Annotated in this window: 28 protein-coding genes; all 28 read left to right on the top strand. The window is 31.5% G+C overall.

Annotated features, from left to right (window positions below):
• Nucleotides 1-12 precede the first annotated feature (12 nt).
• The 28 genes from rplF to citX all read left to right on the top strand — a co-directional run bounded on the left by rplF (nucleotide 13) and on the right by citX (nucleotide 17914).
• A complete protein-coding gene (gene rplF / locus ABF633_RS11180) occupies nucleotides 13-552 on the top strand; it encodes a 50S ribosomal protein L6 (protein ID WP_415523802.1) in 540 nt (179 codons plus the stop codon).
• Between the two features lie 23 nt (nucleotides 553-575).
• On the top strand, nucleotides 576-938 hold the full coding sequence (gene rplR / locus ABF633_RS11175) for a 50S ribosomal protein L18 (RefSeq protein WP_415523801.1): 363 nt from the start codon (nucleotides 576-578) through the stop codon (nucleotides 936-938).
• A 16-nt stretch (nucleotides 939-954) separates the two neighbouring features.
• Nucleotides 955-1452 (top strand): 30S ribosomal protein S5, encoded by a 498-nt coding sequence (gene rpsE, locus ABF633_RS11170; protein ID WP_415523799.1) that lies wholly within the window; start codon nucleotides 955-957, stop codon nucleotides 1450-1452.
• A gap of 11 nt (nucleotides 1453-1463) precedes the next feature.
• Nucleotides 1464-1643 carry a 50S ribosomal protein L30 gene (rpmD, locus tag ABF633_RS11165; protein WP_415523798.1) on the top strand — a complete coding sequence of 60 codons (180 nt, stop codon included), beginning with the start codon at nucleotides 1464-1466 and terminating at the stop codon, nucleotides 1641-1643.
• 25 nt (nucleotides 1644-1668) lie between these two features.
• On the top strand, nucleotides 1669-2109 hold the full coding sequence (gene rplO, locus ABF633_RS11160) for a 50S ribosomal protein L15 (protein ID WP_415523797.1): 441 nt from the start codon (nucleotides 1669-1671) through the stop codon (nucleotides 2107-2109).
• Nucleotide 2110: 1 nt separating this feature from the next.
• Complete coding sequence (gene secY / locus ABF633_RS11155; protein WP_415523796.1) at nucleotides 2111-3394, top strand: preprotein translocase subunit SecY; 1284 nt, start codon at nucleotides 2111-2113, stop codon at nucleotides 3392-3394.
• Nucleotides 3395-3413: 19 nt separating this feature from the next.
• Complete coding sequence (locus tag ABF633_RS11150) at nucleotides 3414-4058, top strand: adenylate kinase (protein ID WP_415523795.1); 645 nt, start codon at nucleotides 3414-3416, stop codon at nucleotides 4056-4058.
• Nucleotides 4059-4065: 7 nt separating this feature from the next.
• A complete protein-coding gene (map, locus tag ABF633_RS11145; RefSeq protein ID WP_415523794.1) occupies nucleotides 4066-4824 on the top strand; it encodes a type I methionyl aminopeptidase in 759 nt (252 codons plus the stop codon).
• A 4-nt stretch (nucleotides 4825-4828) separates the two neighbouring features.
• Nucleotides 4829-5107, top strand: coding sequence for an RNA-binding protein (locus tag ABF633_RS11140; RefSeq protein ID WP_415523793.1), 279 nt, complete (start codon nucleotides 4829-4831; stop codon nucleotides 5105-5107).
• Between the two features lie 7 nt (nucleotides 5108-5114).
• Nucleotides 5115-5333, top strand: coding sequence for a translation initiation factor IF-1 (infA, locus tag ABF633_RS11135; RefSeq protein ID WP_003448027.1), 219 nt, complete (start codon nucleotides 5115-5117; stop codon nucleotides 5331-5333).
• A gap of 17 nt (nucleotides 5334-5350) precedes the next feature.
• A complete protein-coding gene (gene rpmJ / locus ABF633_RS11130; RefSeq protein WP_015617468.1) occupies nucleotides 5351-5464 on the top strand; it encodes a 50S ribosomal protein L36 in 114 nt (37 codons plus the stop codon).
• Between the two features lie 148 nt (nucleotides 5465-5612).
• Nucleotides 5613-5984 (top strand): 30S ribosomal protein S13, encoded by a 372-nt coding sequence (rpsM, locus tag ABF633_RS11125; RefSeq protein ID WP_415523792.1) that lies wholly within the window; start codon nucleotides 5613-5615, stop codon nucleotides 5982-5984.
• A 17-nt stretch (nucleotides 5985-6001) separates the two neighbouring features.
• Nucleotides 6002-6397, top strand: a complete 396-nt coding sequence (gene rpsK, locus ABF633_RS11120; protein WP_015617466.1) for a 30S ribosomal protein S11 — start codon at nucleotides 6002-6004, stop codon at nucleotides 6395-6397.
• Nucleotides 6398-6425: 28 nt separating this feature from the next.
• Nucleotides 6426-7046, top strand: coding sequence for a 30S ribosomal protein S4 (gene rpsD, locus ABF633_RS11115; RefSeq protein WP_415523791.1), 621 nt, complete (start codon nucleotides 6426-6428; stop codon nucleotides 7044-7046).
• A 60-nt stretch (nucleotides 7047-7106) separates the two neighbouring features.
• A complete protein-coding gene (locus ABF633_RS11110; protein ID WP_415523790.1) occupies nucleotides 7107-8054 on the top strand; it encodes a DNA-directed RNA polymerase subunit alpha in 948 nt (315 codons plus the stop codon).
• Between the two features lie 12 nt (nucleotides 8055-8066).
• Nucleotides 8067-8408, top strand: coding sequence for a 50S ribosomal protein L17 (gene rplQ, locus ABF633_RS11105; protein WP_415523789.1), 342 nt, complete (start codon nucleotides 8067-8069; stop codon nucleotides 8406-8408).
• A gap of 63 nt (nucleotides 8409-8471) precedes the next feature.
• Nucleotides 8472-9317: an energy-coupling factor transporter ATPase gene (locus ABF633_RS11100; protein ID WP_415523788.1), complete on the top strand. Its 846-nt coding sequence runs from the start codon at nucleotides 8472-8474 to the stop codon at nucleotides 9315-9317.
• Entirely contained in the window at nucleotides 9302-10165 is an 864-nt protein-coding gene (locus tag ABF633_RS11095) for an energy-coupling factor transporter ATPase (RefSeq protein WP_415523787.1), read from the top strand. The genes ABF633_RS11100 and ABF633_RS11095 overlap by 16 nt, the downstream gene beginning before the upstream one ends.
• Nucleotides 10158-10958 (top strand): energy-coupling factor transporter transmembrane component T family protein, encoded by an 801-nt coding sequence (locus ABF633_RS11090; protein WP_415523786.1) that lies wholly within the window; start codon nucleotides 10158-10160, stop codon nucleotides 10956-10958. Before ABF633_RS11095 ends, ABF633_RS11090 begins: the two co-directional genes overlap by 8 nt.
• 106 nt (nucleotides 10959-11064) lie before the next feature.
• Nucleotides 11065-11799, top strand: a complete 735-nt coding sequence (gene truA, locus ABF633_RS11085; protein WP_415523785.1) for a tRNA pseudouridine(38-40) synthase TruA — start codon at nucleotides 11065-11067, stop codon at nucleotides 11797-11799.
• A 143-nt stretch (nucleotides 11800-11942) separates the two neighbouring features.
• Nucleotides 11943-12377, top strand: a complete 435-nt coding sequence (rplM, locus tag ABF633_RS11080; RefSeq protein WP_415523784.1) for a 50S ribosomal protein L13 — start codon at nucleotides 11943-11945, stop codon at nucleotides 12375-12377.
• Nucleotides 12378-12402: 25 nt separating this feature from the next.
• Nucleotides 12403-12795: a 30S ribosomal protein S9 gene (gene rpsI / locus ABF633_RS11075; RefSeq protein ID WP_415523782.1), complete on the top strand. Its 393-nt coding sequence runs from the start codon at nucleotides 12403-12405 to the stop codon at nucleotides 12793-12795.
• 299 nt (nucleotides 12796-13094) lie between these two features.
• Nucleotides 13095-13718, top strand: coding sequence for a DUF47 domain-containing protein (locus ABF633_RS11070; RefSeq protein ID WP_415523781.1), 624 nt, complete (start codon nucleotides 13095-13097; stop codon nucleotides 13716-13718).
• Nucleotides 13711-14709, top strand: a complete 999-nt coding sequence (locus ABF633_RS11065) for an inorganic phosphate transporter (protein WP_415523780.1) — start codon at nucleotides 13711-13713, stop codon at nucleotides 14707-14709. The genes ABF633_RS11070 and ABF633_RS11065 overlap by 8 nt, the downstream gene beginning before the upstream one ends.
• Nucleotides 14710-14897: 188 nt before the next feature.
• Nucleotides 14898-15614 carry an N-acetylmuramoyl-L-alanine amidase CwlD gene (gene cwlD / locus ABF633_RS11060; protein ID WP_415523779.1) on the top strand — a complete coding sequence of 239 codons (717 nt, stop codon included), beginning with the start codon at nucleotides 14898-14900 and terminating at the stop codon, nucleotides 15612-15614.
• Between the two features lie 252 nt (nucleotides 15615-15866).
• Nucleotides 15867-16709, top strand: coding sequence for a fumarate hydratase (locus tag ABF633_RS11055; protein WP_415523778.1), 843 nt, complete (start codon nucleotides 15867-15869; stop codon nucleotides 16707-16709).
• 45 nt (nucleotides 16710-16754) lie between these two features.
• Entirely contained in the window at nucleotides 16755-17324 is a 570-nt protein-coding gene (locus ABF633_RS11050) for a Fe-S-containing hydro-lyase (protein WP_415523776.1), read from the top strand.
• 65 nt (nucleotides 17325-17389) lie between these two features.
• Nucleotides 17390-17914: a citrate lyase holo-[acyl-carrier protein] synthase gene (gene citX, locus ABF633_RS11045; protein WP_415523775.1), complete on the top strand. Its 525-nt coding sequence runs from the start codon at nucleotides 17390-17392 to the stop codon at nucleotides 17912-17914.
• Nucleotides 17915-18288 lie beyond the last annotated feature (374 nt).

Below are 18288 nucleotides of genomic sequence, written 5' to 3'. Positions count from 1 at the left end.
GGAGGTGTAAATATGTCAAGAATAGGAAGATTGCCTGTAGTAATACCTAATGGTGTCACTGTTTCAGTAACACCAGACAACGTTGTTACTGTTAAAGGCTCAAAAGGTCAACTTGTTAAGACTATGCATAAGGATATTAAAGTAGTTGTAGAAGATAATAATGTAATTGTTACTAGACCTAGCGAAGATAAAAACCACAGAGCTCTTCACGGATTAACAAGAGCATTAATACACAATATGGTTACTGGTGTAACAGAAGGTTTTTCTAAAACCCTTGAACTAGTAGGTGTAGGTTATAGAGCGCAATTAAAAGGTAGTAAATTAGTATTAAGCCTTGGATATTCACATCCAGTTGAAATAGATGCTGTAGAAGGTATTAATTTTGAGACACCTGATGCAAATAAAATTACAGTAAAAGGTATAGACAAAGAATTAGTAGGATCTGTAGCAGCAGATATAAGAAAATGGAGAAAACCTGAACCTTATAAGGGAAAAGGAATTAAGTACACTGATGAACACATCAGACGTAAGGAAGGTAAAACAGGTAAGTAACTACAAGAAAGGAGTGGAAATGTATGTTTAAAAAGCAGGATAGAAGCGAAGCTAGAAATAAACGTCATAGGAGAGTACGTAAAAAGATTTTTGGTACTACTGAAAGACCAAGACTTGCAGTTTTCAGAAGTGAAAAAAACATATATGCTCAATTAATTGATGATGTAGCAGGAAGTACTATTGTTGCAGCTTCAACTAAAGACAAAGATTTTTCATCTAAAGTGGGAAGTAATAAAGAAGCAGCAAGACTTGTTGGAGAAATCATTGGAAAGAAAGCTGTAGAAAAAGGAATAAAAGAAGTAGTTTTTGATAGAGGTGGATTTGTATATCACGGAAGAGTACAGGAACTTGCTGAAGGTGCGAGAACTGCTGGCTTAGAATTCTAGAGAAGGAGGGAAATAAATGAGAATAGATCCTAGTACATTAGAACTTAAAGAAAAAGTTGTATTTATTAATAGAGTTGCTAAGGTTGTAAAGGGCGGAAGAAATTTTAGATTCAGCGTATTAGTAGTAGTTGGAGATGAAAACGGCCATGTAGGAGTAGGAACAGGTAAGTCTGTTGAAATACCTGAAGCTATAAGAAAAGGAATCGAAGACGCTAAGAAGAACATCGTACATGTAGCAATGGTTGGAACTACAGTTCCTCATACTATTGAAGGTATATTTGGAACTGGTAAAGTTCTTATAATGCCAGCTACTGAAGGTACAGGAGTTATAGCTGGAGGACCATCAAGAGCAGTCCTTGAACTTGCTGGATTAAAAGATGTTAGAGCTAAGTCATTAGGAACTAATAATGCAAGAAATGTAGTAAATGCTACAATAAACGGATTATCAAGACTAAGAACTGTAGAAGATATTGCAGAGCTTAGAGGAAAATCTGTTGAAGAAATATTAGGATAGGAGGAGTTAACATGGCTAAACTTTCAATAACATTACAAAAGAGTTTAATTGGTAGGAAAAAGGATCATATAGCTACTGTTAATGCTCTTGGACTACGTAAAATAGGCAAAAAAGTTGAAAAAGAAGATACTCCTCAAATAAGAGGTATGATAAACAAAGTTAATTATCTTTTAAAAGTGGAAGAAGTTTAAAATATAAAACGGGGAGGTGCAAATTATGAAACTTCATGAGTTGAAACCAGCAGTAGGTTCTAGAAAAGCACCTAAAAGAATTGGTAGAGGTACTGGTTCTGGTCTTGGAAGAAACGCTGGTAAAGGTGAGAAAGGCCAAAAAGCAAGATCTGGTGGTGGTGTAAGACCTGGATTTGAGGGTGGTCAAATGCCATTATATAGAAGATTGCCTAAAAGAGGATTTACAAACATATTTGCTAAAGATATAGTTAGTATAAATGTAGATAGATTAAATATATTTGATGATGGAGCAGAAGTGACAATAGAAGTGCTACTTGAAAGAGGAATAATAGGAAAAGTTAATGATGGAGTTAAGATACTTGGTAACGGAGAACTTACAAAAAAATTAACTGTTAAAGTAAATAAATTTTCAAAAGTAGCAGCTGAGAAGATTGAAGCAGCTGGAGGAAAAGTAGAGGTGATATAAATTGTTATCGACCTTACGTAATGCGTGGAAAGTTCCGGATTTAAGAAAAAGATTGTTATGGACACTTGTTTTGGTTATAGTTTATAGAATAGGTATACATATTCCTGTGCCTGGAGTTGATACATCCAAACTTGTTAGTTTATCATCACAATCTGGCTCACTAGCTGGATTTTATGATTTGATGTCAGGTGGAGCATTCAGTAATTTTAGTATATTTGCTATGGGTGTAATGCCATATATTAATGCGTCAATTATTGTACAGCTTTTGACAATTGCAATTCCTTCTCTTGAGCAAATGCAAAAGGAAGGTGAAGAAGGCAGAAAGAAAATACAAAAGATGACTAGATATAGTTCAGTATTTCTTGCTGCATTTCAAACTTTTGCAATGTATGCCATAATAAATAGCCAGGGCGCTCTTAGAGATACCTCAAAGCTCAACATGGTTCTAATAGCTTTAACGTTGACAACGGCTTCTGTGTTTTTGATGTGGCTTGGAGAACAAATCACGGTTAAAGGAATAGGTAATGGAATTTCTTTAATAATGTTTGTAAATATTATTTCTAGAATTCCAAATATGATTTATCAAGTTACAACTTTGCAACAGACCAATACTGTTGATATTGTACAAATCGCTGTGTTAGTAGTAATAATTGTGGCATTGTTTTTAGCTGTTATAGTGGCATGTTTAGCTGAAAGGCGAATACCGGTTCAGTATGCAGGTAAAGCTGTTAATGGTAAAGCATTAAAAGGTCAATCATCTCATATTCCAATAAATATCAATGCTTCAGCCATTATTGCAATAATTTTTGCTATGGCAGTTATGCAGTTTCCTGTGATAATTGTTCAATTTTGGCCAAATTCATGGATATATAAGTCCATTGTCTCAGGTAAATATAGTATGTTTAAACAGAATAGCTGGGAATATGCAGTGGTCAGTTTTATATTTATTATATTCTTTACCTGGTTCTATACACAAATAACTTTAAAGCCAGATGAAATGGCTGAGAATATGCATAAGTCTTCAGGGTTTGTACCTGGCGTTAGGCCTGGAGAACCAACTGCAAGATATATTGAAAAAGTGCTTGATAAAGTTTCTATACTTTGGGGAGTTTTTGCTGGAGTAATAGCTGTGGCTCCAATGATTCTTGAATCTTATACTAAATTTCAAGGATTGTATTTTAGTGGAACAGGATTGCTAATAGTGGTTGGAGTTGCTATTGAGACTATGAAGGCTATTGAAGCCCAACTGGTAATGAAGCATTATGAAGGTTTCTTGAGTGAATAATAATATTGGAGATGATTAAATGAACATTATACTATTAGGTCCTCCAGGAGCAGGAAAAGGAACTCAAGCAAAACAAATAAGTAATAAATACAATATTCCTCATATATCAACTGGTGATATATTTAGAAAAAATATATCAGAAAAGACAGAACTTGGAGTAAAGGCTCAAGGATATATTAACAAAGGATTGTTGGTACCAGATGAATTAACAATAGATATTGTTAAAGATAGATTAAATAATGATGATTGTAAAAATGGATTTTTACTTGATGGATTTCCAAGGACAGTAAAACAAGCAGAAGCTTTAGATTTATTTCTTGATGATAAGGGGCATAAAATTGATTATGCTCTCCTAATTAGAGTTCCTGAGTCCAGTATACTTGAAAGAATGACTGGAAGAAGAACATGCTCAAAATGTGGTGCTAGTTATCATATTAAATTTAATCCACCTAAAATTGCAGGAAAATGTGATATTTGTGGCAGCGATATAATTCAGAGAAAAGATGATAGTGAAGAAACGGTTAAGGAAAGAATTGATGTTTATAACAGACAGACTGAACCGCTAATAGATTATTATACTTCTGTAAAAATACTCTGTGCTGTTGACGGTACCCAAGATATAGATGTTGTGTTTGAAAATATTTGTGATATCTTAGGGAGATAATTAGATTATGATAATAATCAAAAACAATAGAGAAATTGACTACATGAGGCAAGCGGGAAAAGTCGTGGAAGAAGCATTGCTCAAAATGGAAGAAGTTATAAAGCCTGGAATAACAACTGCATATTTAGATAGAATAGCGGAGGAATTCATAAGATCACAAGGTGCTGTTCCATCATTTAAAGGATATTATGGATTCCCATCTTCAATATGTGCATCTATAAATCAGGAAGTTGTTCATGGAATTCCAGACAGAAATAGAGTGCTGCAGGAAGGCGATATAATAAGTATAGATTGTGGCGCTATTTTAAATGGATATCAAGGTGATGCAGCTAGAACTTTACCAGTAGGAAATGTATCTGATCAAGCAAAAAATCTTATAAATGTAACTAGAGATAGTTTTTTCAAAGGTGTTGAAAAGGCAGTTGTAGGGAATAGACTCTCAGATATATCTTCAGCCATTCAGACTTATGCAGAAAGTTTTGGATATTCTATTGTTAGAGATTATGTAGGCCATGGCATAGGAAAAGATATGCACGAAGAACCGGAAGTACCTAACTTTGGTACACCGGGGAGAGGACCTAAGTTACTTCATGGCATGGTCTTAGCCATAGAACCTATGGTTAATGCTGGAAAATATTATGTTAGTGTACAATCAAACGATTGGACGGTAGTTACTGATGACGGCAGTTTATCATCACATTATGAAAATACTGTAGCTATTTTAGATAATGGACCTGAAATACTTACTTTTAGTCAACAGAGGTGAACTGATGAATAAGGATTGTTTGGGTACAGTTGTGTATTCAAAGGCTGGTAGAGATGTAGATAGAAAATTTATTATTATGGATATAATAGATAAAGAATATGTTTATATTTGTGATGGTGATTTAAGAAAAGTTGAAAAGCCTAAAAAGAAAAAAATCAGACATTTAATGTTTACCGAAACAGTTGCGGAGGACATTAGGCAGTGTTTAATATCTAATGTAGAAGTTAGTAATTCACAAATAAAAAGGTTTCTGCAGTCACTATGTACTAATAAGGAGGTTTGATTACCTTATGTCAAAAGATGATGTAATTGAAATGCAGGGAACAGTTTTAGAAGCCCTGCCAAACACTATGTTTGAAGTAGAACTTGAAAGTGGTCAAAAAATATTAGCGCACATTTCAGGAAAATTAAGAATGAATTTTATAAGAATATTACCTGGAGACAAAGTAACAGTTGAATTATCCCCATATGATTTAAGTCGAGGGAGAATAACTTGGAGAGCTAAGTAAAATAAGGAGGGTTAGCTATGAAAGTAAGACCATCAGTTAAGCCTATATGTGAAAAGTGCAAAGTAATCAAAAGAAAAGGAAGAGTAATGATTATTTGCGAAAATCCTAAACATAAACAAAAACAAGGCTAACGTGTTGAAAAATATTTAAGTTGTTGTTAAAATGTGTTTTAGGACGGCTGCCAATAAAGTAAATTTTATTGCCTAAAACTTTATATATAATTAATTAAAATGATAGTTTGAAATTTAGTGTATTAATACCTGGGAGGTGTAAATTTTAATGGCAAGAATATCTGGTGTTGATCTACCAAAGGAAAAAAGAGTAGAGATAGGTCTAACATATATATTTGGTATAGGATTATCAAAATCACAAGAAGTATTAAAAGCTACAGGCGTAAATCCTGATACTAGAGTTAAAGATCTAACTGAAGAAGAAGTTAATTCTATAAGAGATTATGTTAATAAAAACTTCAAAGTTGAAGGTGATTTAAGAAGAGACGTAGCTCTTAACATCAAAAGATTAGTTGAAATTGGATGTTATAGAGGTATAAGACATAGAAGAGGTCTTCCAGTGAGAGGACAAAAAACTAAAACAAATGCAAGAACTAGAAAAGGCCCAAAAAGAGCAATCGGAGCTAAAAAGAAAAAGTAATATAAGGAGGGATGATAATGCCAGCTCAAAAAGGTAAAAAAACAAGAAGAAGAAAAGAAAGAAAAAATGTTGAACATGGTTGTGCACATATAAAATCAACATTTAATAATTCAATAGTAACATTAACTGATAGCGTTGGTAATGCACTTTCATGGTCAAGTGCAGGTGGCTTAGGTTTCAGAGGATCAAGAAAAAGTACTCCTTTTGCTGCACAGATGGCAGCAGAAACAGCTGCAAAGACTGCTATGGAACATGGATTAAAAAGTGTTGATGTTTATGTAAAAGGACCTGGATCAGGTAGAGAAGCTGCTATAAGATCTCTTCAAGCAGCTGGTTTAGAAGTTACATTAATAAAAGATGTTACTCCTATTCCTCATAATGGTTGTAGACCACCTAAAAGAAGAAGAGTTTAATATTAGAGCACAGGAGGTGTAAGATTTAATGGCAAGATATACTGGAGCAGTTTGCAGATTATGCAGAAGAGAAGGTTTAAAACTATTTCTTAAAGGAGATAGATGTTTTACAGATAAATGTGCATTTGCTAGAAGAGGCTATGCACCAGGACAGCACGGACAAGGTAGAAAGAAGCTTTCTAACTATGGATTACAATTAAGAGAAAAACAAAAGGCTAAGAGAATATACGGGGTACTTGAAGGCCAATTTAGAACTTATTATGAGAAGGCTGAAAGAGTAAAGGGAATAACAGGTGAAAACTTATTAAGACTTCTTGAACTAAGACTTGATAATGTAGCTTACAGATTAGGTTATGGAGATTCAAGAAATGAGGCAAGACAGCTAGTTACTCATGGTCATTTCCTAGTAAACGGTCATAAAGTAGATATAGCATCATATAAATTAAGTGTTAATGACGTAATAACTGTATCAGAAAAGAGCAGAGGAACTGAAAAGTTTAAGACATTTGTTGAAAATCCAAAGGCTTTACCAGCTTGGCTTACCTCAAATGCAGAAAACTTCGAAGGAAAAGTTGTAGCTGAACCAACTAGATCAGATATAGATGTTCCTGTAAATGAAACATTAATAGTTGAGTTATACAGCAAATAGTTGATATAGAATCAGTTGCCCTCAAATAGGTTGCCACTTTATAATAAAGGAGGGTCATAGATGTTAGAAATAGAAAAGCCAAAAATTGAATGTGTAGAATCTAATGAGGATGGTTCTTATGGTAAGTTTATTATTGAACCTTTAGAAAGAGGTTATGGAATTACTTTAGGAAATTCTCTTAGAAGAATTCTACTATCATCATTACCAGGAGTTGCTGCCAATTCCATCAAAATAGAAGGTGTGCTTCATGAATTTTCAACTATAAAAGGTGTTAAGGAAGATGTAACAGAAATCATATTAAACATTAAATGTTTAGCTCTGAAAATGAGCGGTGATGGTCCTAAAATCATTTATATTGATGCTGAAGGAGCTGGAGAGGTTACTGCTGCTGATATAAAAACTGATGGAGATGTAGAAATTGTTAATAAAGATTTACATATAGCTACACTTGATAGTGATGGAAAGTTATATATGGAAATTGAAGTTAACAGAGGAAGAGGCTATGTTACTCAAAATAGAAATAAAAGAGAAGATATGCCTATAGGAACTATTCCGGTAGATTCAATATATACGCCAGTAAAAAGAGTTAACTTTAGTGTTGAGAACACAAGAGTTGGCCAAATAACGGACTATGATAAGTTGACTATTGAGATATGGACTAATGGAACTATAAGACCGGAAGAAGCTATAAGCTTATCCGCTAAAATTCTTATCGAACATTTTAAATTATTTATGACTTTAACAGATCATGCAGATGACGTTGAAATTATGGTAGAAAAAGAAGAAGATAAGAAAGAAAAAGTACTTGAAATGACTATAGAAGAATTAGATCTTTCAGTGAGGAGTTATAACTGTTTAAAGAGAGCTGGTATTAATACAGTTCAGGAATTAACAGAGAGATCCATGGAAGATATGATGAAAGTAAGAAATTTAGGTAAAAAATCACTTGAAGAAGTTGAACAAAAGCTTGAAGCTTTGGAACTATCATTAAAGCAAAGTGAAGAGTAAGGAGGTAAGTACATGGCAGGATATCGTAAACTTGGTCGTCCAACTGACCAAAGAAAAGCAATGTTAAGAAATCTTGTTACTAGTCTTTTAAAACACGGTAAGATAGAAACTACTGAAACAAGAGCTAAGGAAACAAGAAGTTTAGCAGAGAAAATGGTTACTCTTGCAAAAAGAGGAGATTTACATGCTAGAAGACAAGTGCTTGCATTTGTAACAGAAGAAGATGTAGTTAGTGAACTATTTGATACATTAGCGCCTAAGTATGTTGACAGAAATGGTGGATATACTAGAATATTAAAAATGGGTCCAAGAAGAGGCGACGGAGCTGAAATAGTTATATTAGAATTGGTGTAACTAAAAGGGGATTAAGTAGAATTCTAGCTTAGTCCCCATTTTATTAAATTTTGGGGTGTTATTATGAAAAATAACATGGTAGAATGCAAAAATGTTACATATAGATATGAAAATAATGAAGACAAAACATTTAATCTAGCTTTAGATGATATAAATATCAATGTTCCCAAAGGTGAATTTTTAGTTATATTAGGTAGAAATGGGTCTGGTAAATCAACTTTTGCTAAGCATATAAATGCACTTATGATTCCTACAACGGGAAATGTAATTGTTGATGGATTGGATACTTTAGATGACAATAATGTATGGGCTATAAGAAATAAGGCAGGAATGGTTTTTCAGAATCCAGATAATCAATTAGTGGCAACAATTGTTGAAGAAGATGTTGCTTTTGGTCCTGAAAATTTGGGAGTTGAACCTAGTGAAATAAGAAAAAGAGTTGATGATTCTCTTAAAGAAGTAGATATGTATGACTATAGAAAACATGCTCCACATTTATTATCAGGAGGTCAGAAACAGAGAGTCGCTATAGCTGGAACTCTGGCTATGAAGCCTGAATGTATAATATTTGATGAATCTACAGCCATGCTTGATCCCCTTGGAAGAAGCGAGGTTATTAATACAATAGAAAATTTGAATAGCAACAGTAATATGACAATAATTCTTATAACACATTATATGGAGGAAGCAATTGGAGCTGACAGAATAATAGTTATGGATACGGGAAAGGTCATAAATCAAGGTTCTCCTAGGGAAGTATTTAAGGAAGTAGAGATTATGAAGCAAATTGGGTTAGATGTTCCACAAATGGCGGAACTTGCATATGAACTTAGAAAAAGTGGCATTGATATAAAAAGTGATATATTAACTATAGATGAGATGGTGAATGAGTTATGTCGATTAAAATAGATAATTTAACGCATATTTACATGCCAGGTACACCTTTTGAAAAGAAAGCTTTAGACAATATAAATATAAACATTAATGATGGTGAGTTTGTTGCATTAATAGGTCATACAGGTTCAGGTAAATCAACTTTAATACAACATATAAATGGGTTATTAAAACCTACCAGTGGTAAAATAATTATAGATGATTTTGATATGACATTAAAAACTACTAAATTATCTGACATTAGAAAAAAAGTTGGTTTGGTGTTTCAGTATCCAGAATATCAAATTTTTGAAGAAACAATTGAAAAGGATATAGCCTATGGCCCAATAAATCTAAAACTTACTGAAGATGAAGTTAAAATTCGTGTGAAAAGAGCTATGGATATGGTTGGTTTGGACTATGAAGCTTTTAAAGACAAATCTCCTTTTGAACTTAGTGGTGGTCAGAAAAGAAGAGTAGCTATAGCGGGAGTTGTTGCTATGGAACCTAAAATTTTAATTTTAGATGAGCCTACTGCTGGACTTGATCCAAAGGGAAGAGATGATATTCTAAATCAAACTTTGAAGCTGCAAAAGGAGTATAAAATGACCATAGTGTTGGTATCTCATAGCATGGAAGACGTTGCAAAGGTGGCCGATCGAATTTTAGTCATGAATAAGGGAAAATGTATTTTGGATGGAAAGCCAAGTGATATATTTAAAGAAATAGATACTCTCGAAAGAGTAGGTCTAGCAGTGCCGCAAGTAACTTATTTAGTAAGAAAATTAAGAGAAAAAGGATTTAATATATCTCAGGATATCTTCACTGTTGATGAGGCCAGAAAAGAAATTTTAAGGGTTTTAAGGGGCGGTGAAAATGCTTAAAGATATAACAATTGGACAATATGTTCCAGCGGATTCTTTTGTTCACAAATTAGATCCTAGGATTAAAATAATCTTATCTATAATATATATAATTAATTTATTTCTAATAGATCAATATTTTGGATATGTATTTGTAATAATATTTACTGCTATAACTATACTGGTTTCAAAAATCCAACTTAGATATATATATAAAGGACTTAAACCTATTTTTATACTGTTAATTATTACTGCTATAATGAATATATTAATGACACCGGGACAAAGCTTAGTTTTTAAGTATGGAATTATTAAAGTTTATAAAGAAGGTTTAAATATAGCAGGATTTATGGTGTTGAGACTAGTATTTTTAATTGTAGGTACATCACTACTTACATTAACAACCTCACCTATAGAACTTACGGATGGATTAGAAAAATTGATGAGTCCCCTTAAAAAAGTTGGAATATCATCTCATGACTTAGCTATGATGATGACTATAGCATTAAGATTTATTCCGACACTTATAGATGAGACTGATAAAATTATGAAAGCACAAATGGCAAGGGGAGCAGATTTTGAGTCTGGGAATTTACTACAAAGATCAAAAAATTTAATACCGGTATTAGTTCCATTATTTATAAGTTCCTTTAGAAGAGCAGATGAATTGGCTATGGCCATGGAAGCTAGATGTTATAGAGGTGGAGAAGGTAGAACTAGGATGAAAATACTTAAGTTTCATTCTAGGGATGGAATAGCGATATTAGTAACAGCGATGCTTGTTGTGGTTTCAATTTGGAGTAGATTTTATTGATTACTGATTCGAAAAATACATAGCGAAATGAAGCCATTGGCTTTGTTTATAGTACGTGTTAAAGCTTCTTTAACAATGATCTATATAAAATCTAGGGTGTGAGGTTATGAAGAATGTTAAACTTACTATTGAATATGATGGTACCAATTATTCTGGTTGGCAGATACAAAATAATGCCATAACTATCCAGCAAATATTGGAAGAAAGTTTAAAGGATATAACTGGTGAGAGTCTAAAGATTATAGGTTCCAGTAGGACTGATGCTGGTGTTCACGCAAGAGGGTTTGTAGGAAATTTTTTGACTGAGAGTAAAATACCATCTGATAGATTTAGAAATATTTTGAATAGTAAGCTACCTGAGGATATTGTAATTTTAAATTCAGAGGAAGTGGAATTAAATTTTAATTCTAGATTTAATAGTAAAGGTAAGACATATAGTTATACTGTTTTAAATACACCTCAAAGACCAGCAATTGGAAGGAATTATGTCTATCATTTTAGAAGAAATATAGATGTAGCATTAATGGTAGATGCCAGTAAGCAATTTATTGGTACTCATGATTTTGCTGCTTTTAAAAGCAGCGGAGGAAATACAAAAACCACTGTAAGGACAATAAGCAGTTTAAAGATAGTAAAACAAGGTGATTACATAATATTCACCATAACAGGTGATGGTTTTTTATATAATATGGTAAGGATTATTGTAGGGACTTTAATTGAAGTTGGATTAAAGAGAGTTGAAGCTAAAAGGATTAAAGACATACTTATATCAAAAGATAGAACCATGTCAGGACCATGTGTGCCACCAGGGGGGCTGTGTTTAGAAAAGGTATATTATTAATTAAAATATGCATAAATTTATTGACACGCGTGGCAGATTGTATTATAATATATATGTTTGTATAACGTTGCTTAAAAAAGATCCACTAGCCCCGGATCTTTGACATAGAACGTAATTTATGTAAAGTTCAGGGAGGGAAAAAAATGAAATCATACATTGCGAAACCGCAAGAAGTTGAAAGAAAATGGTATGTTGTTGACGTTGATGGATTAACCTTAGGTAGAGCAGCAAGTCAAATTGCATTAATATTAAGAGGAAAAAATAAGCCTACATTTACACCTAATGTAGATACTGGAGATTTTGTTATTGTTATAAACGCTGAAAAGGTAGTTTTAACAGGAAAAAAATTAGATCAAAAAATGCTGAGACACCACTCATTATATCCAGGTGGATTAAAGGAAATACCTTACAAAGAAGCATTAGCTAAAAAACCTGAATTTGTTTTTCAGGAAGCTGTAAGAAGAATGCTTCCAAGTGGAGTATTGGGTAGAGAGGTTCTTAAAAAGCTTAAAGTATATAGAGGAAATGAACATAATCATGAAGCTCAGAAACCAGAAGTATTAAAATTGACATATTAATTCGTAGTTGGAAGGAGGATATAAAATGGCTAAAGTACAATATATTGGAACAGGTAGAAGAAAAAAATCCATTGCTAGAGTTAGACTTGTACCAGGAGAGGGTAAAGTCATAGTAAATAAAAGAGAGATAGAAAAATATTTTGGATTAGAAACTCTAAGAGTAATAGTTAATCAGCCACTAGTTTTAACTGGTACAAAAGACAAATTTGATGTTCTTGTAAATGTAAATGGTGGAGGATTCACAGGTCAAGCTGGAGCTATAAGACATGGTATATCAAGAGCTCTATTAAAAGCTGATGAATCATTAAGAGGAGAACTTAAAAAAGCTGGCTTTTTAACAAGAGATCCAAGAATGAAGGAAAGAAAGAAATACGGTTTAAAGAAAGCAAGAAGATCTCCACAATTCTCAAAGAGATAGTTGGTTTTCAAAGAGGGGAATATCCTCTCTTTTTTTTGTTGTTGAAAATTAATACATATTTTGCTACAATTTCTGATTTGTGTATTTTACATTGCTAATCAAGCACATATAAAAAATTTTAATATAATTGAGATTTCAGATCATTTTTAGATTTAATATTTATACAAAATTTATGAATATTCAATACATAGAGTGTATATTATCCATTGCAGTTCCTATATATTACTGTTATATTTTATATTAATATATGATATAATTACTTAATTGTTGAATATTTATATCAATATAGGAGGATCAATATGTTTAGTTTATCTCCAAAGGATGAAAAATTTTATGATTTATTTATTGAGAATGCATATACTATTCATGAAACTTCTTTGTTATTTAAAGCTTTTGTAGAAGATATTTCTAATCCTTATGAAAAATTAAAAGAAATAAAACAAATGGAAAAAATAAGTGATAACCAGCAGCATAATATATTAAGTGAACTTAATAAAACATTTATAACCCCCTTTGACAGAGAGGATATATATTCTATATCAAAGGAAATGGATGATATAGTGGATTTTATGGAGGCAAGTGCCAGCAGATTTGTAATGTTCAATGTAGATATAGTAAAAGAGGAAGCTAAAATATTGGCCGATTTCATCGTTAAGTCTTGTGGTTACATAATAAAGTTAATGGAAGAATTTAAAAATATGAGAAATAATACTAAGCTTACAGAAATTATTATAGAGATAAATAAAATTGAAGAAGAAGGCGATTTGATATTTAGAAATGCCGTAAGGCAACTATTTGTAGAAGATATACCCGTTCTTGATGTTATTAAGTGGAGAGAAATATATCAATATATAGAGAATACCTTAGATGCTTGTGAATCAATTGCAAATCTCATTGAGGGAGTGGCTATGAAGAATGCATAGTTCAGTAATATATTTATCAGTAATAATTGTAGTTCTAGCTTTACTTTTTGATTTTATAAATGGATTTCATGATAGTGCAAATGCAATTGCAACTTCTGTATCTACTAGAGTATTAAGTATGAAATGGGCTGTAATTATGTCAGCATCCTTTAATTTTTTAGGTGCTTTTATGAATGAGAAGGTTGCTAAAATTATAGGAGATGGAATAGTAAATCCAAATCTAATATCTCCTACTGTTATAATTGTGGCTATTTTAAGTGCTATAATTTGGGATTTGTTCACATGGTATTTTGCAATTCCAAGCAGCTCTTCACATGCGTTGATTGGCAGCTTAGTTGGAGCAGCTATTGTTTATCAAACGTCTTTTTCTGTGGTTAATTGGACAACCTTTTTTATTAGAATTGTAATACCACTATTTTTATCACCAATATTAGGATTTGTTTTTGGATACTTATTTATGATTGGTCTCCAGTGGATGCTTAGATATACTAAGCCTTCAACAGTATCAGGCTTTTTCTCAAAAGCTCAGATATGCTCAGCAATGCTTATTGCAATAAATCATGGCGGAAATGATGCTCAAAAATCTATGGGAGTTATAGCTATGGCGCTAGTAAGTGGTGGATTGATAAGTAACTTTCATATTCCCATATGGGTAAAAGGAGCCTGTGCCTTAGCAATGGCATTGGGAACTTTTGTTGGTGGATATAAAATAATAAAAACAATGGGAATGAATATGGCAAAGCTTTCACCAGTAAATGGCTTTGCAGCTGAAACTACTGCTGCTGCAGTTATCTTTTCATCTACAATGATGAATGATCCTGTTAGTACCACTCAAATTATATCATCATCTATTATGGGTGTTGCAGCCTCTCATAGAATATCTTCTGTTAAATGGATGATTGTAAAAAATGTATTGTGGACTTGGTTAGTTACTATACCAGTATGTATTTTAATTTCCAGTATATTTTCTTTAATACTAAAAATATTATAAAGAATAATTTATTTACTTCAATAATATTATAGTATGTAAAAAATCACGTTTTAAAATAAATGTGATTTTTATTTTTTTTAGTAACTAATTTATTAAATTACTTGATATGTGACTAAAATATCTAATATAGTACATAATAAGTTTGATAATAGTATAAGATTTTTATATAAAGACGAGGAGTGAGTAGGGTGAAAAAAAAGTTAAGGGTATTTAATGTAACTGTAATTACTTTTTTATTAATATTTTTTTCACTGAATGATTTTATTAATGCTTACGAAATACAAAATCATTTTGAAGTTAAGACTGATGATAAAAAAATAATATTGATAGATCCAGGACATGGTGGCATGGATGGAGGAGCTCAATCCAAAAATGGAACTGTAGAAAAAAATATTAATTTAAGTATAAGCCTAAAGCTGAGAAAAGCTTTACAAGATGAAGGCTTTAAAATAGTAATGACACGTGAGGAGGACAAAGGACTATACACTGATTTAGGAAAAGTTAGAAAGAAAAAAAATGAGGATTTAGAGAATAGATGTAAAATGAAAGATGAAAGTAATTGTGATATGTTTATAAGTATACACCTTAACATGTTCCCTCAGAGCAAATATTATGGATCACAGGTATGGTATTCATCTAATTCGGATAGTCAAAGGCTTGCACACATTATACAAGAAAACTTTAGAAATGATTTAAGGGATGATAGTAAAAGAGTTGAGAAGGCTGCATTAGATTCCTATAAAATTTTAAGATGTAGAAAAGATATTCCATCCGTTATTGTTGAATGTGGATTTTTGTCAAATCCTTCTGATGAAAGTAAATTAAAAAGTGAAGAATATCAACAAAAAATAGCAGAATCATTGTGTAAGTCTATAAAATCTTATTATGCCAATGAAACTAATTAATAAATAATGACATATTTCCTGAGAAATATATATTATTAGTGTGCTAAACCTAGACTAGGTAGACAATTTGTGTAGGTATTGATATAGACATATTTATTTATAAAAATTTTTTATGAAGAGAATTAAGGGTTACCAATGGTTTCATGGATTGATTGCTGAGTTTATGAGCAATTAAATGTTGAAATTATTCATCATAGATGGTGTAATAAATATAAGAATAAAAATAAATACAGAAATGAAAGGTAAGAATATATGAGACAAATAGATTCTAAGGAAATAACAAAGGCCGTAAAAGGCCTCTGTATTGAGGCAAATTATTATTTACCAAAGGATATTTTTAATGCAATTGAGAAAGCATGTTTGGAAGAAAGCTTTGTCATATCAAAAGATATCCTTGAAATAATAATGAATAATAGTAAAATAGCAGAAGAAGATCAGGTTCCTATATGTCAGGATACTGGGATGACATGTGTGTTTTTAGAAATAGGACAAGATGTACATATTACAGGAGAGTTTATAGAGGATGCTGTTAATAAGGGGGTAAGGCAAGGCTACGAGGAAGGATATTTAAGAAAATCTGTGGTAAGTGACCCAATTGAAAGAATTAATACTAAAGATAATACACCTGCTGTAATTCATTATGAAATTGTAAAGGGGGAAAATATAAAAATTACTATAGCCCCTAAGGGATTTGGATCTGAAAATATGAGTAAGATTAAAATGTTAAAGCCCTCAGATGGATTAGATGGGGTAAAAGCCTTTATATTGGATACAGTAAAGGAGGCTGGTCCTAATCCATGTCCACCTATTGTAGTTGGAGTAGGGATTGGTGGTACTTTTGAGAAAGCTGCATTACTCTCCAAAAAAGCTCTTCTAAGACCTATAAATACTAGAAATAAAAATTTATTTTATAGCAAACTTGAAGAAGAGATGCTAGAGAAAATAAATGAAATAGGTATAGGACCACAAGGGTTTGGAGGAAAAACTACTGCCTTAGGTGTAAATATAGAGACATTTCCAACGCATATTGCTGGCTTACCTGTAGCTGTAAATATAAGCTGCCATGTAACAAGACATGTAGTTAAAATATTATAGATAAATCACTTACTAATTAAGAGTTATACATTTTGGAGGTATATAATGGATATAAAGCTTAATATTCCTTTTACTGAGGAAGAAGCATGCAAATTAAAGGTAGGAGACAAGGTGTTGATTTCAGGCTCAATATACACTGCCAGAGATGCAGCACATAAGAGATTAATTGAACTTTTAAATAAAAAGCAGGATTTGCCAATGGAAATTAAAGACCAAATTATATATTATGTAGGTCCAACACCTGCAAAGCCCAATAAGCCTATTGGTTCAGCAGGGCCTACTACCAGTTATAGAATGGATTCATATACACCAAAGCTTTTAGATATAGGATTAAGAGGAATGATAGGTAAAGGATTAAGATCAAAGGAAGTTATTGATTCAATGAAAAAAAATAAAGCGGTATATTTTGGAGCTATAGGGGGGGCAGCAGCTTTAATATCTAAGTGTATAAAAAAATCGGACATAATAGCTTATGAAGATTTGGGATCTGAAGCTATAAGAAAAATTCAGGTGGAAAACTTTCCTGCCATTGTAATAATTGATAGTTTGGGAAATAATCTTTATGAATATGGTAGGGAGCAGTATTTAAACACGAAAAAAATATTTAGTCATTAGCTCTGTTATAACTACACTAGGAGGGAGTTAAAGGAGAATATATAATTGATAATTCTTCGGCATATATGGAATATGATGATAATGCAATATTTTTAGATAGAGAAAAAAGGTATGTCTTTCAGAAAAAATTAATAGATAAATATAAAAAAACACTTTTATCAATGAAAGTAAACTATTCGGGTAGCAATAGGGATAATAATACTACGATAAATATTATTAAATGTATGGATAATATAATAACAGAAATTTTTAATAATGAAATTTATTTAAAAATTTTTAGAATTACATTAGAAGGCCCTATAATAACGTTTCTTTTAAATATGGATGAAATAAAGGCTAAAAAAACCTGTATTGAAATAGAAAATAAGCATATGTTAGGAACGTGCATAGATATTGATGTGTATAGTTCTGATTGTAGACCTATAGAAAGAAGAGAATTTGGTTATGAAAAGAGAAAATGCTTTATTTGTAATGAATTGGCTGATACTTGCGTAAAAAATAAAGTACATACTCAGGTAGAAACACTAGAAGCAATGAGAAAAATGTATTTAGCATATGTAAATAAATATTATGGCAATAGATTTAATTAAGCTAATTGTAATTAATTAGTATAAGAGCACGCTTATTTAGTGTGCTCTTATCAAAGAATAAGGGGTAATTTGTAATAAGTAAATTTATATATATATAATACTTATTAGGCAATTTAAAATTAAAGGTTTAATTATTATGGCTTATATGTAAATTATTTGACACTATATATTGTAATATTATTTCGAAATTATTACAACATATAGTGATATACAAAATAATACATTGATATTCATATTTTTACATAAAATATGAATAAAATTATAATTAAAAATTTATTTTTAAAATATAGAATAAAAAATTATGTATAAAAGTAAAAAAAATTAAAACTTTAATAATAATTTGTATTAAATTAGCTGAATAGAATGTATAATAA

Origin of the sequence: Clostridium sp. (genome assembly GCF_047718555.1) — a bacterium.
Classification (GTDB): domain Bacteria; phylum Bacillota; class Clostridia; order Clostridiales; family Clostridiaceae; genus Clostridium_I.
The sequence above is the reverse complement of the archived record's forward strand: the minus strand, read 5'-3'. Positions and strand labels throughout refer to the sequence as shown.